At 68.0% G+C, this 18,720-nt stretch carries 20 protein-coding genes and 1 pseudogene; 14 read left to right on the top strand and 7 right to left on the bottom strand.

All coding sequences use genetic code 11. The features are described 5' to 3' along the window. Positions 1-319: 319 nt before the first annotated feature. A complete protein-coding gene (locus tag BMZ17_RS17765; protein WP_175485660.1) occupies positions 320-1,210 on the bottom strand; it encodes a LysR family transcriptional regulator in 891 nt (296 codons plus the stop codon). Between the two features lie 97 nt (positions 1,211-1,307). Between BMZ17_RS17765 and BMZ17_RS17760 the strand changes: the two genes are divergently transcribed. After that, a complete protein-coding gene (locus BMZ17_RS17760; protein ID WP_093141992.1) occupies positions 1,308-2,369 on the top strand; it encodes an aldo/keto reductase in 1,062 nt (353 codons plus the stop codon). Next, the gene (locus BMZ17_RS17755) at positions 2,252-3,508 is read left to right on the top strand and encodes an aldo/keto reductase (protein ID WP_343124186.1); all 1,257 of its coding nucleotides are present in this window, start codon (positions 2,252-2,254) and stop codon (positions 3,506-3,508) included. The genes BMZ17_RS17760 and BMZ17_RS17755 overlap by 118 nt, the downstream gene beginning before the upstream one ends. A 39-nt stretch (positions 3,509-3,547) precedes the next feature. Here BMZ17_RS17755 and BMZ17_RS17750 read toward each other — a convergent pair whose 3' ends face one another. Further along, positions 3,548-4,300, bottom strand: coding sequence for an SDR family NAD(P)-dependent oxidoreductase (locus BMZ17_RS17750; protein WP_093141982.1), 753 nt, complete (start codon positions 4,298-4,300; stop codon positions 3,548-3,550). A 139-nt stretch (positions 4,301-4,439) separates the two neighbouring features. Here BMZ17_RS17750 and BMZ17_RS17745 point away from each other — a divergent pair, with 139 nt between their 5' ends. The 5 genes and pseudogenes from BMZ17_RS17745 (at position 4,440) to queF (ending at position 8,684) form a co-directional block, all read left to right on the top strand. Continuing rightward, positions 4,440-5,162 (top strand): IclR family transcriptional regulator, encoded by a 723-nt coding sequence (locus BMZ17_RS17745; RefSeq protein WP_254775423.1) that lies wholly within the window; start codon positions 4,440-4,442, stop codon positions 5,160-5,162. A 126-nt stretch (positions 5,163-5,288) separates the two neighbouring features. Then, positions 5,289-6,284: an aldo/keto reductase gene (locus BMZ17_RS17740; protein ID WP_093141978.1), complete on the top strand. Its 996-nt coding sequence runs from the start codon at positions 5,289-5,291 to the stop codon at positions 6,282-6,284. Positions 6,285-6,419: 135 nt separating this feature from the next. Further along, positions 6,420-6,809 (top strand): annotated as a pseudogene (locus tag BMZ17_RS21345) (glyoxalase superfamily protein). A 275-nt stretch (positions 6,810-7,084) separates the two neighbouring features. Then, on the top strand, positions 7,085-7,789 hold the full coding sequence (locus BMZ17_RS17730; protein ID WP_093141975.1) for a DUF6624 domain-containing protein: 705 nt from the start codon (positions 7,085-7,087) through the stop codon (positions 7,787-7,789). Between the two features lie 76 nt (positions 7,790-7,865). Then, a complete protein-coding gene (gene queF / locus BMZ17_RS17725; protein ID WP_093141971.1) occupies positions 7,866-8,684 on the top strand; it encodes an NADPH-dependent 7-cyano-7-deazaguanine reductase QueF in 819 nt (272 codons plus the stop codon). A 110-nt stretch (positions 8,685-8,794) separates the two neighbouring features. Here queF and BMZ17_RS17720 read toward each other — a convergent pair whose 3' ends face one another. Then, positions 8,795-9,337, bottom strand: a complete 543-nt coding sequence (locus BMZ17_RS17720) for a cytochrome b (protein WP_093141967.1) — start codon at positions 9,335-9,337, stop codon at positions 8,795-8,797. Beyond that, positions 9,334-10,431 (bottom strand): catalase family peroxidase, encoded by a 1,098-nt coding sequence (locus tag BMZ17_RS17715; RefSeq protein ID WP_093141962.1) that lies wholly within the window; start codon positions 10,429-10,431, stop codon positions 9,334-9,336. Before BMZ17_RS17715 ends, BMZ17_RS17720 begins: the two co-directional genes overlap by 4 nt. A 164-nt stretch (positions 10,432-10,595) precedes the next feature. Here BMZ17_RS17715 and BMZ17_RS17710 point away from each other — a divergent pair, with 164 nt between their 5' ends. From BMZ17_RS17710 to BMZ17_RS17690, 5 genes are all read left to right on the top strand, one after another. Further along, a complete protein-coding gene (locus tag BMZ17_RS17710; protein WP_093141957.1) occupies positions 10,596-11,126 on the top strand; it encodes an RNA polymerase sigma factor in 531 nt (176 codons plus the stop codon). Beyond that, complete coding sequence (locus BMZ17_RS17705) at positions 11,123-11,869, top strand: anti-sigma factor family protein (protein ID WP_093141952.1); 747 nt, start codon at positions 11,123-11,125, stop codon at positions 11,867-11,869. Before BMZ17_RS17710 ends, BMZ17_RS17705 begins: the two co-directional genes overlap by 4 nt. Before the next feature lie 229 nt (positions 11,870-12,098). Beyond that, a complete protein-coding gene (locus BMZ17_RS17700) occupies positions 12,099-12,722 on the top strand; it encodes a flavin reductase family protein (protein WP_254775420.1) in 624 nt (207 codons plus the stop codon). Between the two features lie 112 nt (positions 12,723-12,834). Continuing rightward, complete coding sequence (locus tag BMZ17_RS17695; protein ID WP_093141946.1) at positions 12,835-13,224, top strand: tautomerase family protein; 390 nt, start codon at positions 12,835-12,837, stop codon at positions 13,222-13,224. After that, positions 13,221-13,919, top strand: coding sequence for an alpha/beta fold hydrolase (locus BMZ17_RS17690; protein ID WP_093141942.1), 699 nt, complete (start codon positions 13,221-13,223; stop codon positions 13,917-13,919). The genes BMZ17_RS17695 and BMZ17_RS17690 overlap by 4 nt, the downstream gene beginning before the upstream one ends. Before the next feature lie 143 nt (positions 13,920-14,062). Here BMZ17_RS17690 and BMZ17_RS17685 read toward each other — a convergent pair whose 3' ends face one another. Then, positions 14,063-14,719, bottom strand: a complete 657-nt coding sequence (locus tag BMZ17_RS17685) for a cation efflux transmembrane domain-containing protein (RefSeq protein ID WP_093141938.1) — start codon at positions 14,717-14,719, stop codon at positions 14,063-14,065. Between the two features lie 40 nt (positions 14,720-14,759). Here BMZ17_RS17685 and BMZ17_RS17680 point away from each other — a divergent pair, with 40 nt between their 5' ends. Further along, the gene (locus tag BMZ17_RS17680) at positions 14,760-15,149 is read left to right on the top strand and encodes a MerR family transcriptional regulator (RefSeq protein ID WP_093141933.1); all 390 of its coding nucleotides are present in this window, start codon (positions 14,760-14,762) and stop codon (positions 15,147-15,149) included. Positions 15,150-15,159: 10 nt separating this feature from the next. Here BMZ17_RS17680 and BMZ17_RS17675 read toward each other — a convergent pair whose 3' ends face one another. Together BMZ17_RS17675 and BMZ17_RS17670 are read right to left on the bottom strand one after the other, a co-directional pair. Next, the gene (locus BMZ17_RS17675; RefSeq protein ID WP_093141929.1) at positions 15,160-16,062 is read right to left on the bottom strand and encodes an NAD-dependent epimerase/dehydratase family protein; all 903 of its coding nucleotides are present in this window, start codon (positions 16,060-16,062) and stop codon (positions 15,160-15,162) included. Positions 16,063-16,436: 374 nt separating this feature from the next. Continuing rightward, positions 16,437-17,651 carry an MFS transporter gene (locus tag BMZ17_RS17670; protein ID WP_093141926.1) on the bottom strand — a complete coding sequence of 405 codons (1,215 nt, stop codon included), beginning with the start codon at positions 17,649-17,651 and terminating at the stop codon, positions 16,437-16,439. A gap of 123 nt (positions 17,652-17,774) precedes the next feature. Between BMZ17_RS17670 and BMZ17_RS17665 the strand changes: the two genes are divergently transcribed. Further along, entirely contained in the window at positions 17,775-18,677 is a 903-nt protein-coding gene (locus BMZ17_RS17665) for a LysR family transcriptional regulator (protein ID WP_093141923.1), read from the top strand. Positions 18,678-18,720: the final 43 nt, after the last annotated feature.

Raw genomic sequence — 18,720 nt, 5'->3', positions numbered from 1 at the left:
GCTCTTGCTGTCGCTTTGCTCCTGCCCCGCTTCTGCTTTTGCTCGGCTCTTGATCTTCAGCGCCTTCAAAGCGAGCCGAGCACCGGAGCTGGAAACGGCCGAAGAGGCGCGAGTGTTTGAGCGCAGCGAGTTCCCGCGCCGTGCCGTTTCCAGCGAGGAGCACAGGGTACCGATGCGCAGCATCGGCGAGTGTTTTCAATCCCCTCTTGGGGACAGGCGCTGGCGGTTTTGCTTCCTTTTGCCAAGACAAAAGGAAGACGTGCCGCGTAGCGGCGCGGAAGCTTTTGCCCTTGCTTCACAGCAGAAAAGGCAACGGCCGCTACAGCCCCTCGCGCATGAAATCCACGAACACCCGCAGTTTGGGCGGCAGGTGTTCGCGCGCCGGGTAGTAGATGTGGAAACCGGCGAAGGGCAGCTGCCAATCCTGCAGCACGCTCACCAACCGACCTTCGGCGAGATCGGCCTGCGCCAGCTCGGAGAAACACTGCACCAGCCCCAGCCCGCTGCAAGCCGCCAGGTAGGCGACCTCGCTGTCGTTGCTGATCAGTGGTCCGTGGACTTCCACCTCGAAGTCGCGTCCGTCGCGGGTGAACTCCCACGGCATCAGCCGGCCGCTGGTGAGGCGATGGAGGATGCAGGCGTGGTGGACCAGGTCGGCCGGCGTGGCCGGCACGCCGTGGCGGGCGAAGTAGTCCGGCGTGCCCACCACCACCTGTCGGTGCATCGGCCCGATCGGCAGCGCCACCATGTCGCGCGCCAGCGATTCGCCCAGGCGCACGCCGGCATCGAAGCCCTCGGCCACCAGGTCGACCATGTAGCGATCGACGAACAGCTCCACCTGCACCTGCGGATAGCGCGCGTGGAACGCCGGCAGCCTCGGCATGACCAGGCGTTCGGCCACCAGCCGCGGCAGGGTAATGCGCAGCAGCCCGGCCGGGGTGTCGCGCACGGCGTCCAGGGTCTGGAACGCGGCGTCGATCTGGTCCAACCCGACCCGCACCTGTTCCAGGAAGCGCGCGCCGTGCTCGGTCAGGCCCACCCGACGCGTGGTCCGGTGCAGCAGGCGCACGCCCAACTGCTGTTCCAACCCACGCACGGTCTGTGAGAGCGCGGACGGACTGACACCCAGCTCGTCGGCGGCACGACTGAAGCTGGCGTGGTGGGCCACGCGGGTGAAGGCGACCACGGCAGGAAGCGGACTGGCGGCCATTATGAAGTTCACCTTCAAGGCAGGTTCGGATTTGCCTAGTTTATCGACATGGCCGGCAGCGCGATCCTGCCCGCCATCCCCCAAACCGGTGACCGCCATGTCGCTCGACCACTATCGCCTGCTGGGCCGCTCCGGCCTGCGCGTCAGTCCACTGGCGCTGGGCACGATGACCTTCGGCCAGGACTGGGGCTGGGGCGCGGACGAAGCGGAGACCGGCCGCATCCTCGATGCCTACCTGGAGCGCGGCGGCAACTTCATCGACACCGCCAACTTCTACACCTTCGGCAGCTCCGAGGCGCTGCTGGGCAAGCTGCTGCAGCACCGGCGCGAGCGCGTGGTGCTGGCCACCAAGTACAGCCTGAGCATGGACGCGGCCGACCCCAACGCCGGCGGCAACCATCGCCGCGCGATGCTGCGCGGGGTCGAGGCCAGCCTGAAGCGGCTCAACACCGACTATCTGGACCTGCTCTACCTGCATGCCTGGGATGGCACCACGCCGGTGGAGGAAGTGATGCGCGCCTTCGACGACCTGGTCCGCGCCGGCAAGGTCATGTACGCCGGCATCTCCGACACGCCGGCCTGGCAGGTCGCGCGCATGCAGACCCTGGCCGACCTGCGCGGCTGGAGCCCGCTGGTGGCCCTGCAGATCGAATACAGCCTGCTCCAGCGCAGCGTCGAGCACGAGCTGCTGCCGATGGCCGATGCGCTGGGTCTCGGTGTCGTGGCCTGGTCGCCGCTGGGCAGCGGCGTGCTGACCGGCAAGTACGGCCACGCCGATCTCGCGCCGCCGACAGAAGCCAAGCCCACCGGCACGCGCCGCGAGGTGGCCATCGCCAACGGCGCGCTCAACGCCCGCGCGCTGGACATCGCCGAGGTGGTGCGCGCGGTCGCCGCCGAGACCAGCCACAGCGCGGCGCAGGTCGCCATCGCCTGGGCCCTGCAGCGCGTGGGGCACGGCGCGATCCCCATCATCGGTGCGCGCACGCTGGCCCAGCTGGAAGACAACCTCGGCGCGCTCGAGGTGCAGCTCACGGCTGCGCAATGCGCGCGGCTGGACGATGCCAGCGTCAGCACGGCGTCCTTCCCGCACGACTTCCTGCGCTCACCGCTGGTGGTGCGCAATCTTTTCGGCACCACGCGGCTGCAACCGCGCGTTTGATCTTTCTTCCTCAAAGGAGTCTCGCAATGAAAACCCGAACCCTCGGCCGTAACGGCCCCACCGTCTCCGCGCTCGGCCTGGGCTGCATGGGCATGAGCGCCTTCTACGGCGGCCGCGGCGACGATGCCGCTTCCATTGCCGTCATCCACCGCGCGCTGGAGCGCGGCCTGGACTTCCTCGACACCGCCGACATGTACGGCCCGCACACCAACGAAGTGCTGGTCGGCCAGGCGATCGCCGGCAAGCGCGACCAGGTGTTCCTGGCCACCAAGTTCGGCATCAAGCTCGATCCCAACAATCCGTCCGTGCGCGGCGTCGACGGTCGCCCCGAGTACGTGCAGGCCAGCGTCGAAGGCAGCCTCAAGCGCCTGGGCGTGGACCACATTGACCTGTACTACCAGCACCGCGTCGACCCCAATGTGCCGATCGAAGACACCGTCGGCGCGATGGCGCGCCTGGTCGAACAGGGCAAGGTGCGTTACCTGGGCCTGTCCGAAGCCGGCCCGGACACCATCCGCCGCGCGCACGCCGTGCATCCGATCACCGCGGTGCAGACCGAATACTCGCTGTGGTCGCGCGACCCGGAGGACAACGATGTGCTGGCGACCGTGCGCGAGCTCGGCATCGGCTTCGTTCCGTATTCGCCGCTGGGGCGCGGCTTCCTGACCGGCGCGATCCGTTCGGTCGAAGACTTCGATGCGGACGACTATCGCCGCAACAGTCCGCGCTTCCAGGGCGACAACTTCGCCGCCAACCTGGCGCTGGTGGACAAGGTCAATGCGATCGCCGCCGACAAGGGCTGCACGCCGGGCCAGCTCGCGCTGGCGTGGGTGCTGGCACAGGGTGAGCCTGCGCGCTGGGCGAGCACTGCTCGCCGCGCTGGCGAACGCCGGGCCATGGATGGCCGGGCCGGGGGCTCCGAAAGCCAGCCAGGTCTCGCCATGGATGGCCGCAACGAACCTCACATCGTTCCCATTCCAGGCACCAAGCGCCTCGCCTACCTCGAAGAAAACCTCGGCGCGCTGGACGTGCAGCTGAGCGAGGCCGACCTGGCCGCGATCGAAGCGGTGTTCCCGACCAACGTCGCCGCCGGTACGCGCTACCCGGAAGCGATGCTGGCCTCGCTCAGCCGCGGCTGAGTGCATGCGGGGCAAGGACGCCCCGCCTGTCGCGCACGATCAGAACTGCACGCCGCGGGTCAGGCCGCCATCGACCAGCAGGTTGGTGCCGGTGATGAAGCCCGCGCGCGGGCTGGCCAGGAACACCGTGGCCGTGGCCACTTCGTCCGGGCGCGCCATGCGCCCGAGCGGATTGGATGCCAGGCACTGGGCAAACACGTCCGGCGTCTCGCGCTCGATCTGGCCCCACACGCCATCGGCGAAATACACGTTGCCCGGCGAGACCGTGTTGACGCGGATGCCCTCGCCCGCGTGACGCGCCGAGAGCACCTTGCCGTAGTGGATCAGGGCGGCCTTGATGACGCCGTACGGTTCGGCGAAGCGATCCACTTCGCGGCCCGACACGCTGGAAATCAACACCACCGACGCAGCCGGCGACTGCAGTAGATGCGGCAATGCCGCGTTGAAGAAGCTCACCGTGCCCAGCAGGTCGACGTTGAATGCGCTGCGCCAGGTCTCCAGCGCACCGCCGCCGGCCAGCGCACTGACGTTGGGCACGATGCAATCGATGCCGCCCAGCTGCGCGGCGCTGTCTTCGACCCAGCGCGCGACCTGTTCCGGTGCGTTGATGTCGACGGCGTGTCCGAAGGCGCGTTCGCCCAGTGTCTGCGCAGCTTGCGCGACGCCGTCCGCATTGCGTGCGCAGAAGCTGACCGTCGCACCCTCCGCAAGGAAGGCTTCGACGATGGCGCGGCCGATGCCGCGCGTGCCGCCGCTGACCAGCACGCGCTTGCCGGCAAGTTGCAGATCCATGGGGGTCCTTTTCGTGTGCAATGAAGACGCGGGAGAATAGGCAGCGTCATCGCCGGGACGCGCGCTTCGCACGCGATCGACGATGCTTTGTTCGGCACAGCCGAACACTGGCCCCCACTCGCTACAGGAGCGCCCGCGCATGACCCCTGCACGCAATCGGCACGTCCAGTCGGTGGAACACGCCATGACCTTGCTGCAGCACCTCGGCCAGCATGCCGACGGCCTGCGCCTGAGCGAACTGGCGCGTGCCACCGGCCTGGCCAAGGCCAGCGTGCATGCGCTGCTGGCCACACTGGCCGACCAGGGCTACGTGGTGCGCAAGCAGGATCGCTACACACCCGGCCTGCGGCTCACGCGCCTGGCGCCGGCCGCACAGCACGATGCCGACGCATTGCGCCACGCCTTCGCACCGGCGCTGCGCGCGTTCGGCGAGCTATGCGGCGAGGACTGCTTCCTGTCGGTGCCCGGTGGCACGCACAGCTATCTGGTGCTCGATGCGCTGACGCGCGAGGGCCAATCCTTCCTGCCGGCACCGGACCCGACCCGCGATGCGCTTGCGACCTCGGCGGCGGGCAAAATCTTCCTGGCGCACGACAAACGCCTGCACGCGCAGGTGCTGCGCCAGCGCGCGCCGGATCCGGCGGTGCTGCACGATCTGGCGCAGGTGCGCGAACGCGGCTTCGCGCTGGATCTTCAGGCCTCCGAACGCGGGCTCAACTGCGTGGCGTTGCCGCTGCGCCTGCGCGGCCAGGTGGTCGCCGCGCTCAGCGCCAGCGGCTCGGCGCAGCGTCTGCGCCCGGAACGCATGCAGCGCACCGCCGGCCGTGCGATGCGCGGACTGTTCGACCTGCTCAAGCACTGACGCCTGCGCGCAGCGCATCTGGAACAGTGCGGTCCGCGACATCACGCGATCCCTGCACGTCATCCGCTGCATGCGCGGCAGACAATAGGCGCCGATCCCCGCGTTCGATCCACAGGAGTTGTCACGATGCAGACCCGCACCCTCGGCCGCAACGGCCCCACCGTCTCCGCGCTCGGCCTGGGCTGCATGGGCATGAGCATGTCCTACGGCAATCGCGTCGACGACGACAGCGCCATCGCGGTGATCCACCACGCGCTCGAACGCGGCGTCACCCTGCTCGACACCTCGGACATGTACGGGCCGCACACCAACGAACAGCTGGTCGGCAAGGCGATCGCCGACCGCCGCGACCAGGTGTTCCTGGCGACCAAGTTCGGCTTCGTGTTCGAACCCGGCGCCGCGCGCCCGACCGGCGTGAGCGGACGGCCCGAATACGTGCGCGCCAGCGTCGACGCCAGCCTCAAGCGTCTGGGCGTGGACCACATCGACCTGTACTACCAGCACCGCATCGATCCCAACGTGCCGATCGAGGACACCGTGGGCGAAATGGCGCGTGCGGTCGAGGCGGGCAAGGTGCGTTTCCTGGGCCTGTCCGAAGCCGCGCCGGCCACGCTGCGCCGCGCGCATGCGACGCATCCGATTACCGCGCTGCAGACCGAGTACTCGCTGTGGTCGCGCGATCCTGAAACCGACGGCGTGCTGGCCACGGTGCGCGCGCTGGGCATCGGCTTCGTGCCGTATTCGCCGCTGGGCCGTGGCTTCCTCACCGGTGCGATCCGCTCGCCGGAAGACTTCGACGCCGATGACAACCGCCGCAACCACCCGCGCTTCCAGGGCGACAACTTCGCCGCCAACCTCGCCCTGGTGGACAAGGTCAACGCACTTGCGCGCGAACGCGACGTCACCCCCGGCCAGCTCGCCCTGGCCTGGGTGCTGGCGCAGGGCGACGACCTGGTGCCGATCCCCGGCACCAAGCGCATTCCCTACCTGGACGAAAATCTCGACGCACTCGACCTCACCTTGACCGCCGCCGACCTGGCCGCCATCGAAGCCGTGTTCCCCACCGGCGCCGCCGCCGGCCAGCGCTACCCCGAAGCCAGCATGGCCCAGCTCAACCGCTGATATTCGCTATCCGAGGTAGGCACAGGCCGGGCGCGCAGGCGTCCGGTCTTTTCTTTTCGCCCAGGTGTGCGCTAGCTGGCATGCGAGCGCGCCTTGGTCGCGGCACACTGGCCCATCCAACGCTGGTGACGCGCCATGGCCCTGCAAATATTGGAAACCGCTCCGCTGATGCGCATCTTCGATGTGGCCAAAGCGCGGGAATTCTATGTGGATTTCCTTGGCTTCACCGTCGACTGGGAGCATCGGTTCGACGAGACCGCGCCGCTTTACATGCAAGTCTCGCGCGCCGGCCTGGTGCTGCACCTGACCGAACACCACGGCGATGCCTGTCCGGGATCGGCGGTATTCGTGCGTGTGACCGGCCTACGCGACTTCCACACCTAAATCAGCGCCAAGGGCTACGGCCACCTACGCCCCGGCGTGGAAGCCACCTTCCACGAATCGATCGGCATGGAAGTCATTGACCCGTTCGGCAACCGCATCCGCTTCGATGAAGCGTTGAAGACGCCGCCACACCGGGGCTGAAACACTGCGTGACTTATGTGGGTTGCGGCCTGGTGGCATGAAACGCATGCTCATGCCACCACCCTCAACAAGGACGTTGTATGCCGCGCCGATTGCCATCGATCGCTCTTCTCATATTCGCCACTTCCTTACAGGCACCAGCTCTGGCTCCAGTTACCGCACGTTCGGCCTATGACGCCAAAGACTGGCAAGCCTGCGCACGCCTCTATGTCGCTTTGGCAGATCTCCCGGTCTCGCGGCCGGGTGCATCGTTTCGATCCGCGGAATGCTTGGCCATGTCCGGGGATGGCGATGCTGCACTCTTCAGACTGGGGCGACTTTCGGTAGTAGACCTTGATGCACTCGACCAACCCATCACAGAACTACTGGCCAGTCCCACCCTGGATCCGCTGCACCAGGATCCGCGTTGGTTACCGCTAGTGAAGCGACTTGAAGTTGAGCAGACCGTGCGCGAAGCGCATTACGACAAGGCGCTGCGGCAAGCGCTGGCGGTCCGGGTAAACAAGGATCAGGACATCCGCAATCGTCTCGGTAAGGACCGGAGCAACAAAGCGCTGCTCGAGGAAATCACCGAGATCGATGCGGACAATCTGGCCTGGCTAAAGCAGGTGGTGGACCGCCAAGGCTGGCCTACGATCACCCAGGTCGGCCCTGATGGTGCGGGCTCCTTCTGGCTGTTGGCCCAGCATGCAGACAGCGACCCCGCTTTTCAGGAACGCGTGTTGTCGCTCATGACGCCGCTGGTGACTCAGCGCGAGGCGCTCGGCTATCAGCTGGCTTATCTGACAGACCGTGTGCGCAGAGCACGCGACGAACCTCAGGTTTATGGCACCCAGCTTGAGATCGTGAACGACAGGATCGTCCCCGAGACGTTGCAGGCCCCCGAACAAGTGGATGCGCGCCGTGCTGGCGTAGGACTTGGACCACTGAACGAGTACATCTCGGTCAACGAAGCGAACCGCCATTCACAAGAGTCCTGATTTGGACGAGGGCACGTGGCAATGCGGAGGAAAAGCAATTCAATCCAACGCAAGCGGCCGCCGTTAAAATGTCCACATGAATACGCCCCAAGACTCCCTGCTCGGCCGCGAGGTCGCTTACCCCTCGCACTACGATCCGGAACTGCTGTTTCCCATTCCGCGCGCCGGTGCGCGCGCGGAACTCGGCCTGGACAACGCAGCGCTGCCCTTCACCGGCCACGACCGCTGGCATGCCTATGAACTGGGCTGGCTGGATCTGCGCGGCAAGCCGCAGGTGGCCACCGCCACGCTGACCGTGCCGCAGGACTCGCAGGCATTGATCGAATCCAAGTCGCTCAAGCTGTATCTGAATTCGCTCAACGCCGCGCGCTTTGCCAGCGCCGAGGCGGTCTGCGAACAGGTCGCGGCAGACCTGTCCGCGCGCGCCGGTGCGCCGGTGACGGTGGCGCTGGGCCTGCCGGTGTTCGGCCATGACAGCGACGCGCTGCTGATCGACACGCTGGAACTGGACGTGGACGACTACGGTCCGCCCAATCCGTCGCACCTGGCGGTGGACGGCGGCGTGGTCACCGAAACCCTGGTCTCGCATCTGCTCAAGTCCAATTGCCCGGTCACCGGCCAGCCGGACTGGGGCAGCGTGGTGCTGCGTTACGAAGGCCCACGCCTGAGCCGCGAAGGCCTGCTGCGCTACCTGGTGAGCTTCCGCGACCACGCCGGTTTCCACGAGCAGTGCGTGGAGCGGATCTTCGCCGACGTGATGGCGCGTTGCGCACCGGCCAGGCTGTCGGTGGAAGCGCGCTACACGCGCCGCGGCGGGCTGGACATCAATCCCTGGCGGGTCACGCCGGGCTGGGAAGGCCAGGCGCCGGCGCCGCTGCGCGAGCTGCGGCAGTAAGCACGCGGCAAGCGCTGCATTGTTGTGGGAGCCGATTCATCGGCGATGAGGCTTGCCCAGTGAATCCCCATCGCTGCTGAAACAGCTCCCACAAGATCCAGGCTGCCGCCTTACGGCGCGGACTTCCCACTCCGCGCCATGCTGGAAAACACGCCATCGCGGCGCACCCAGGCATGGAACAGCGCAGCGCCGAGGTGGCCCAGCACCGTGGCGAACAGCACGTAGGCCAGCACCGTATGCGCCGGGCGCAGCAGCGCATACAGGTCCGGGCTGTGCGGCGCGATCGCCGGCAGGTGCACGCCGCCGAACAGCACGATCGGATAGCCGCCAGCCGATAGCATCGACCAGCCGATCAGCGGCATGGCGAACATCAGCCCGTAAAGCAACCAGTGCGAGGCATGCGCGGCGAATTTCTGGATCGCCGGCAGGTCGGCGGGCAGCGGCGGCGGCGGGCTGCGCAGGCGATTGATCAGGCGCACGACTACCAGCAGCAGGATCGCGATGCCTAGCGGGCGATGCAGGTCCAGCAGCGCCGGACGCCAGGCCAGCGACACCACCATGCCGGCGCCGATGAACAGCATCGCCAGGATCATCGCGGCCATCAGCCAGTGCAGCGTGCGCGCCAGCGCGTCGAAGTGTCCGTGACGGTTCATTTCGCTTCTCCCTGTGCCGCGCCGGTGGCCTCGGGCGCCTTGCCGGTGCCGATTTCATGTTCGCGTCGGTTGAACGACACCGAGTACACCGCCGAGCGCGCGGCCAGGATCGGATCCTTCGACGGTTCCATGCCATCGGGCAGCACGGTCGGGTCGTAGTTGATGTCGCGGCAACCGCCGGTGTCCTGCGGCGTGGTGCCGGTGAAGGTCACGGTGCCGGCCACGACTTGGGTGCGGTCGTCCGGCCAGGGCTGCGAGGGATCGTCGATGGGATCGCCGGCGCCCGCTTCGGTCACCACCAGGTCCCACTTCACCGGTCCCTTGGCCAGGCGCGCGTTGAACTCCTCGCTGAGGAAATCCGCATCGGACTGCGCGCGCTGCGCTTCGCTGAGGTCTTCGAACGGCGCCTGCGGTCGCAGCGACCAGCGCACCGCGTGCCGCTCGCCCTGCGCGTTGGTGAACCAGAAGCTGTTGACGCCATTGAACTGCGTGTTGGCCCAGCTGTTGGACCACGGCGCGGACTTGGCCCAGGCCAGGAACTTCTTGGCCTCCGGATACTTGGCCACGAACGCGGCCATCTTGTCCGGGTCGGGTTTGCCGGTGGCCGGGTCCGGCGCGGAGGCGAGGTTCTGCGCCTGGAAACCTTCCGGCGTGGCGACCACGAAGAACGGGAAGCTGTTCATCGCCGTGCGCCATTCCTGGCCGTCGTCGGTCTTGAGCAGCAGCGCGACGCTGCGCACCCGCGCCTTGCTGTCGGCACCGTGCGGATCGCCGCCGGCAATCGACAGCCGGCCCAGGATCGGCGTGCTGGCCTGGGTGAACACCCGCGCCTTGGACAGCGACGGCGCCTGTGCGCTCGGGGCGAAGCTGCCGGCCACGCACACGCCCTTGGTATGGGCGCGGCGGAAGCCCGGATGCGGCTTGCCGGCCTCGATGGTGTTGGTCATCTGCTGCGGCGTGAGCTTGCCGCCGAACCAGCCACCCACCCAGGCGAAGGCCCCAGCGATGACGGCGAGAATCGCGGCGATGCCCAGCAGGGCGGGCACCGGGCTGCGTTTGCCCGGAGGTGCGGGTGTGGGGGATGGCTGGGACATGGAGCTTCCTGGCGTTGGGAGTCGAAGGTGGGACGCGGCCGGCGCGGATTTATTCCATGCCCTGCGCCGCAGCCTGCGACGTGGCCAGTGACGGCCAGGTCAGGCCGATGGAATACCCTGTCGCCTCGCGCGTCCCACACACAGACCCGTTTTGTCCCGCGCCCATGACCGCCCCTGCCACCGACCTCGATGACGCCACGCTGCGTGCGCTGATCCCGCGCCTGCGGCGGTTCGCGCGCTCGCTGGTGCACGAACCGGCCGCGGCCGACGATCTGGTCCAGGCCACGCTGGAGCGCGCGCTCACCCATGGCCGCACCCGGCACACACCTGACGCGCTGCAAGGCTGGCTGTTCTCGATCCTGTACCGGCAATTCGTCGACGAGCATCGCCGCAGCCAGCGCTGGCGTCGGCTTGCGCAACTGTTCGGCCAGGCCGAGCCCGAGCACGCGCCCTCGGCCGAACGCGTCGCCGCCACGCGCGCGACGCTGGCCGCCTTCGACACGCTGCCGGCCGAACAGCGCGCGCTGCTGCTGTTGGTCAGCGTCGAGGGTTTCAGCTATCGCGAAGTGGCCGACACGCTGGGCGTGCCGATCGGCACGGTGATGTCGCGCCTGGCCCGTGCGCGGCAGGCGCTGCGCGCCGCAAGCGATGGCGAACCCAAGCCCGCGCGCCCGGCGCTGAAGGTGCTGCGATGATCCATCTGGCCCCCAGCGAAGCCGACCTGCACGCCTATGTCGACGGCCAGCTCGACGCGGACGCCCGCGCCGAGATCGAGCGCTGGCTGGCCGCGCATCCCGAGCGCGCGGCCGTGGTCGCCGAATGGAAGCGCGATGCCGAACATCTGCGCACCCAGCAGGCCTTGCCCGAACACTGGCCGACCAATCCGATGCTGGAGCCGGCCCATTTGCGTCGTCGCGTGCGCGCCCGGCGCCGCGCGCGGCTGGGGATCGCCGCCGGCCTGTTGCTGTCGCTGGGCCTGGGCACCGGCGTGGGCTGGCAGGCCAAACAGCTGCAGGTCGCTTCGGCACGCCTGCCGATGGCCGATGCGGTGTCGGCGTATCGGTTGTTCGCGGTGAACGACGCCAGCGACACGCTCGATCCGCGCCAGCGCGCTGAGCTGCAGGACTGGCTGCAAGTGCATTTCGGCAGCAACGGCGCGATGCCGGACCTGCAGGCGCAAGGCTTCACCCTGGTCGGCGGGCAGCGCCTGTCCACCGAGCAGGGGGCGGCCGCGATGCTGGTCTATGCCGACCGCAACGGCGCGCGTATCGGCGTGTACCTGCGGCCGGGCGGCTGGTTTCCCGAGCCGGGCCAGCGCCGCGATGGCGAGCTGCTGGCGCAGTACTGGTCGCGCGGCAACACCAGCTTCGCGGTGGTCAGCCCGTTCGATGACAGGCGCGCGCGCAACGTGGCGTCGGTGCTGGGACCGCGCGGCTGAATCCGCGATCCCGACATCGTGCTGAAGGTTCAGGCCGCTTGTCCGGCGTTGATCTCGCCAGGAACACGCGGCCGATGAAGAAACCCCGTCAAGCGCAGCGCCGAGGTCAGCGCGGTCAACAAGGAGCTGCGTTCGTGCCTGGAGTAAATCCGCGCGGAAAGCAGCGTTGCCGGCATCGCCACGCGCCGGCGTGCATGCTGCGCGCCTGATCCAGCACCGGATGACCTGCGTGAGCCAGCTGCATACCTATCGCCCGGCCGACGGCCACGGCCTGCCGCACGACCCGTTCAAGTCCATCGTCGCGCCGCGGCCGATCGGCTGGATCGGCTCGCGCTCGCCCGAAGGCGTCCGCAACCTGGCGCCGTACAGCTTCTTTGGCGCGTTCGGCGACAGTCCGCCGATCATCGGCTTCAGCAGCTCGGGCTGGAAGGACAGCGTGCGCAATATCCAGGCGACCGGCGTGTTCACCTGGAACCTGGCCACGCACGCGCAGGCCGCGCAGATGAACCAGAGCTCGGCGCCGTTCGCCGCGGACGTGGACGAGTTCGAGCGCACCGGCCTGACCGCAATCCCCGGCCATGTCGTCGATGCACCGTTTGTCGAAGGCACGCCGGCCGCGTTCGAATGCCGGCTCACCCAACTGCTCCAGCTCACCGATGCCGCCGGCGGCACGCTGGACCAGTGGCTGGTCCTGGGCGAAGTGGTCGGCGTGCACATCGACACGCGCTATCTGGTCGACGGCATCTACGACACCGCCGCGGCCGGACCGATCCTGCGCGCCGGTGGCCCGGGGGCGTATGCGCGGATCACGCCGGAAGCGATGTTCGACATGCGCCGGCCCACCCGCGCATGACATCGGCGTGAGCGGCCCACGCGCGACATCGCACACAGCATTGCCCTGACAAGACATCGCGGCACGCGCGCGCGGCGTAGCCTGTGCGTCCCTTCCCAAGACGAGCGCCGCCATGCCCCTGGTCCGGATCGATCTGCACGCCGCCACCACGTCCGCCTTCCGCGCCACGGTCGGCGATGTGGTCTACGACGCGATGCGCGCGACCTTGAACGTGCCCGAGGACGATCGCTTCCAGATCTTCCACCAGCACGCCAGCACCGAGCTGATGCTCGACGCGACCTATCTCGGCATCGAACGCAGCGAGGAATGCCTGGTGATCCAGGTGACGCTCAACGCCGGCCGCACCGTGGCGATGAAGCAGGCCTTCTACAAGGCCGTGGCCGATGGCCTGCACGCGCGTCTGGACGTGCGCCGCGAGGATGTCGTCATCAACCTGGTGGAAGTGGCGAAGGAGAACTGGTCCTTCGGCAACGGCATCGCGCAGTACGCCGATCCCGCATGAGTCAGGGACGACCGGACCTGGTCCTGCTGCCGGGCCTGCTCAACGATGCCGAGCTGTGGCGCGCGCAGCTGGATGGCCTGGCCGACCTGGCCGACTGCCATGTCGGCGACCTGACCCAGGGCGACAGCCTGCACGCGGTCGCCCAGCAGGTGCTGGACCGCGCGCCGCCGACGTTCGCGTTGGCCGGGTTTTCGCTGGGCGGCTATGTCGCACAGGACATCCTGCGGATCGCGCCGCAGCGCGTGCAGCGCCTGGCGCTGCTGGATACCTCATACCAGCCCGACACGCCGGCCCGTGCGCAGCAGCGGCGCGCGCAGGAAGCGGCCGTGCGCAAAGGCGCGTTCCACGGCTTCGGTGATGCGCTGATGCGAGCGTATACCGACGCTTCGCACCACGATGACGCGGTGCTGATGACCCGCATCCGCAGCATGACCCAGCGCCTGGGCGCCGAGGTGTTCCTGCGTCAGAGCGCGTTCGAACGCGAAGACGGCAGCGACGTGCTGCGCGCCTTCGATGCCCCCGCGCTGGTGCTGGTCGGCGAGCACGACGGCATCACCCCGCCGGCCCTGCACGAACAGATGGCGGCATTGCTGCCCGACGCGGTGCTGGTGCAGGTCCCGCACTGCGGGCACCTGAGCCCGATGGAGCAGCCCGCCGCGGTCAGCGCCGCTTTGCGCGAATGGCTGTTGCGCTGACGACTGCAAAGCAGTTCTTTTATTGTGGGAGCTGCTTCAGCAGCGATCGATTTTTACCATAAAGGTCCATCGCCGCTGAAGCGGCTCCCACAAGGCCAACGCCCGCACGCAGCGACGGCCTTGGAATCACCGGCGATAACACATCAGCCGCAGCAGCCGCGCTTGGGCAAGGGCGCAGGCTCCGGCGCACTGTACTGAATCCAGGCATCGCGCAGCACCTGCACCGCAGTCTGCAGGAATAGCACTGCTACCAGCGCCCCGATCACCAGATCCGGCCAGCGGCTGCCGGTGACGCCGACCAGCGCACCGGCCACCAGCACGCCGGCGTTGTTGACCAAGTCATTGCGCGAGCACAGCCACACCGAGCGCATGTTGATATCGTCCGCGCGAAAGCGCGTCAGCAGCCGGAAGCAGACCAGGTTGAGGACGAAGGCCACGCAGGCGGCGAGCATCATTACCGGCGCCACCGGCTCGGCACCCAGCACGCTGCGTCTCACCACCTCGACCAGCACTGCCACGCCGAAGACGGCCTGCAACGCGCCCTTGACCACCGCGGCGCCGGCTCGACGTCGCAGGCTCTGCGCCGCCACGGCCAGGCTGAGCGCATACACAAGTGCATCGCCAAGGCCATCGAGCGAATCGGCCTGGAGTGCACTGGAGTCGGCCCACCAACCCACCGCGAATTCACCGGCGAACAGCACCAGATTGATCCACAGCACGGTCCACAGCACGCGACGATGTGCCGCGCTGTTGGCGCGGCCCTGCAGGGCGGTGGCTTTGTTTTCGCAGCAGTTGTCCATGCGCGCTAGGCTAGGGTCCGTAGCGACTACGGAGTCAAGCATGCGCATCGCCGAAGCGGCCGTCGCCAGCGGCTGCCACCTGGAGACCATCCGCTATTACGAGCGCATCGGCCTGGTGCCGACACCCGCGCGGCACACCAGCGGCTATCGCGATTACGGCGATGAGGATGTGGCCCGACTGGGCTTCATCCATCGTGCGCGCGACCTCGGGTTTTCGCTGGACGAGATCCGCGGCTTGTTGACGCTCGCCCGCGACGACAGCCAGCCCTGCGCCGAGGTGGACGTGCTGGCGCGCCGCCATCTTGAGGATGTCCGTCAACGCATCGCCGACCTGCAGCGCGTCGCCGATGCACTGGAGCAGACGCTGGCGCGCTGCAGCCGCAACACGCGCCGCGACTGCACGCTCCTGCAGACCCTGCAGCGCGCGTAGGTGTGCGCGCTCAGTCCAGCGGCATCTCGGTTTCGATCCAGCGCGTGACCGATGCGTGCTGCGGGTTCCAGCCCAGCTCGGCCCGTGCGCGCTTGGCGCGCACCCGGCTGTTGGAGCCGAACGAATAGCGCGCATGGCCTTCGCCCCACACGGCCGAGGCTTCTTCCACGGTCCATGACCGCACCGGACCAAGCCCCAGTCGCGTGGCGATGGCCTGGCCGATCTCCGCGTAGGAAGCCTCGCCGTTTTCGACGAAGTAGAACGCGCCCGCTGGGGCGTCCTTCAAGGCAAGCGCATACAGATCCGCCACGTCATCGATATGGACGTTGGACCAGCGGTTGATGCCCTGCCCGACCACGTGCACGACACCAGTCTTCTGCGCCTGCTTCACCAGCGGCGGGATCTGCACGCTGTCGCGATGCAGGCCGCGCCCGGCACCGTAAATCATGGTGTTGCACAGCACGATGCTGCGCACGCCGTGCGCGCTGGCCGCCAGGATCGCGTTGTCCAGCGCATGACGCGCCTGCTTCTTGTCCTCGACGATGAAGGGCGTGTCCTCGTCGAAGATGTGCGGCGACAGCGCATCGCCGCGCACGTCGTCGCCGATCACGCTGGAGCCGCTGGTGTGGATCAGGGCCTTGCCCGAATCCTGCAGCGCGGCCAGCAGGGCGCTGATCCCGGCACGATGGTCGCTGCTGGCAGCGTTGATGACGGCATCGGCCTTGCGCGCCTCGCGGGCAAGCACGTCGCTGTCGTCTAACGTGCCGAGCACCGGCGTGATGCCGCGGGCGGCGAGCTGTTCGGCCACGTCCGAACGACGCACCAGGCCACGGATCTGGTGGCCGTCAGCCAGCAGGCGATGGGCGACGGAGCCGCCGATGTATCCGTTGGCGCCGGTGATGAAGAGTTTCATGACGTTCCTCTTTTTTGTTTTCTGCTCGTGCGCTTGGCGTTCGCAGAAATGGATCAAATGCAAAGGCTTCCGCGCCTTTGGCGCGTCCTACTTTTGTCTTGGCAAAAGTAGGCAAAACCGTCTTCGCCGGGACGCGATCCGATGCGGAGAAGCCGCATCGGTGCCCTGCGCTCCTCGTCTGAAATGGCACGGCGCGGGAACTCGCTGCGCTCAGACACCCGCGCCTCTTCGGCCATTTCAGTCTGCGGTGCTCGGCTCGCTTTACGGCTCGGGTAGATCAGGAGCACCGCAATAGCAGCAGCAACCGCAACCGCAACCGCAACCGCAACCGCAACCGCAACCGCAACACGGCGAGCTTGCGGGTGTTGGTGTGATCAGTGTGCAGCGACGGCGATACCTTCCGCCTTGGCGCCGATGCCTTCGCGACGATCCAGGCGCCCGGCCAGGGCGGTCAGGCCGAACGCGCCCAGCACCACCAGCGCGCCGATCCACGGGGTGTGGCGCAGGCCGAGGTGTTCGACCACCAGGCCGCCGAGCGAGGCGCCCAGGGCGATGCCGACGTTGAAGGCGGCGATGTTCAGGCCCGAGGCCACGTCCACCGCCTGCGGGGCGAAGCGCTGGGCCTGCTTGACCACGTAGACCTGCAGGCCGGGCACGTTGCCGAAGGCCACCGCGCCCCAGGCCAGCACCGTCAGCACCACCAGCCACGGGTTGCCCAGGGTGAAGGTCAGCACCAGCAGCACCGCCGCCAGGCCGAGGAAGATCCGCTTCAATGCCGGAATCGGACCGCGGCGGTCGGCCAGGCGGCCGCCCCACAGGTTGCCGATCGCCACCGACACGCCGTAGACCAGCAGCACGCCGCTGACCGCGTTGGCGGAGAGCCCGCTCAGCTGCTGCAGGATCGGCGCCAGGTAGGTGAAGGCCAGGAAGCTGCCGCCGTAACCCAGCGCAGTGATCGCATAGACCAGCAGCAGCCGCGGCTGGGCCAGCACGCCGAGCTGCTGGGCAAAGGTCGCCGGCGCGCTGCGGGCGATGTCCTTCGGCACGAAGAGCGCCGCGCCCAACAACGCGACCACGCCCAGGCCGGCCACCGCCAGGAAAGTCGCGCGCCAGCCCAGGTGCTGGCCGATGAAGGTGCCCAGCGGCACGCCAGTCACCAGCGCCACGGTCAGGCCGGTGAACATGATCGCGATCGCGCTGGCGGCCTTGTCCTTGGGCACCACCGAGGTGGCGATGATCGAGCCGATCGAGAAGAACACTCCGTGCGCCAGCCCGGTCAGCACCCGCGCCACGATCAACGAGCCATAGCCCGGTGCCAGCCACGCCACCAGGTTGCCCGCGGTGAACAGCGCCATCAGCGCAACCAGCAGGGTCTTGCGCGGCACCTTGCCGGTGAGCGCGGTCAGCACCGGCGCGCCGATCGCCACGCCCAGCGCGTACAGCGACACCAGCAGGCCGGCCGAGGGCAGGCTGACCCGCAGGTCGGCGGCGATGGTCGGGATCAGCCCGACGGTGACGAACTCGGTGGTGCCGATGGCGAACGCGCCGAGGGTGAGGGCCAGCAAGGCCAAGGGGATGCCGCGTGACATGAGGCCAGTCCGGTGAAGGAAGAAGGCGCGCAGTCTGCGCCGGGCGATCCTTGCGAAAAACTGCCGTTTCTATCAATCACTTTTGATCTAGTATCAACAATAAAACCTCAGGACGGCGCCCACATGCAGACCACCCTGGACGAACTGCAGGCCTTCATCGCCGTCGTCGATACCGGCTCGCTCACCGCCGCGGCCGAGGCGCTCGGGCTGACGGTCTCGGCCACCAGCCGCACGCTCGGCAGGCTGGAGGACAAGCTGCGCACCACCCTGCTCCACCGCACCACCCGGCGCCTGCAGCTGACCGAAGAAGGCAGCGCCTTCCTGCTGCGGGCGCGCAGCATCATCGCGGCGATGGAGGAAGCCGAAAGCGAGATGGCGCACCGGCGCGAGCGCCCGGTCGGCCGCCTGCGCGTGGATGCGGCCTCGCCCTTCATGCTGCATGTGATCGTGCCGCAGGTCGCCGGCTACCACGCGCGCCATCCGGAGGTGGCGCTGCAACTGAGCAGCAACGACGGCATCGTCGACCTGATCGAACGCCGCACCGATGTCGCGATCCGGATCGGCCCGTTGCGCGATTCCACCCTGCATGCGCGGCCCCTGGGCAGCAGCCGCATGCGCCTGCTTGCCAGCCCGGACTATCTGGCCCGGCGCGGCAAACCCAAGACGGTGGCCCAGCTGCAGCAGCACGTGCTGCTGGGCTTCACCCAACCCGAGGTGCTCAACGACTGGCCGCTGCGCCACGCCGACGGCAGCCTGCTGCACATCACCCCGACCATTGCCGCCTCCAGCGGTGAAACGCTGCGCCAGCTCGCCCTGGCCGGCACCGGCATCGCGCGGCTGTCGGACTTCATGTGCGCGGCCGACCGCGCCGACGGCCGCCTGGTCGAGCTACTGGTCAAGGACACGGTCGACATCCGCGAGCCGATCAACGCGGTGTACTACCGCAACACCGCCGTCTCCACGCGCATCACCTCGTTCCTGGACTACCTGGTCGAACAGCTTGGCCCCACACCCTTCACTGCGTGAGCCACAAAGAAAGACGGCCGCCTTGCGGCGACCGTCCTGATCG

It is taken from the genome of Pseudoxanthomonas sp. GM95 (assembly GCF_900109775.1).
GTDB lineage: Bacteria > Pseudomonadota > Gammaproteobacteria > Xanthomonadales > Xanthomonadaceae > Pseudoxanthomonas_A.
Note: the sequence above shows the minus strand (reverse complement) of the source record. Positions and strands in the feature narration are given on the sequence as shown.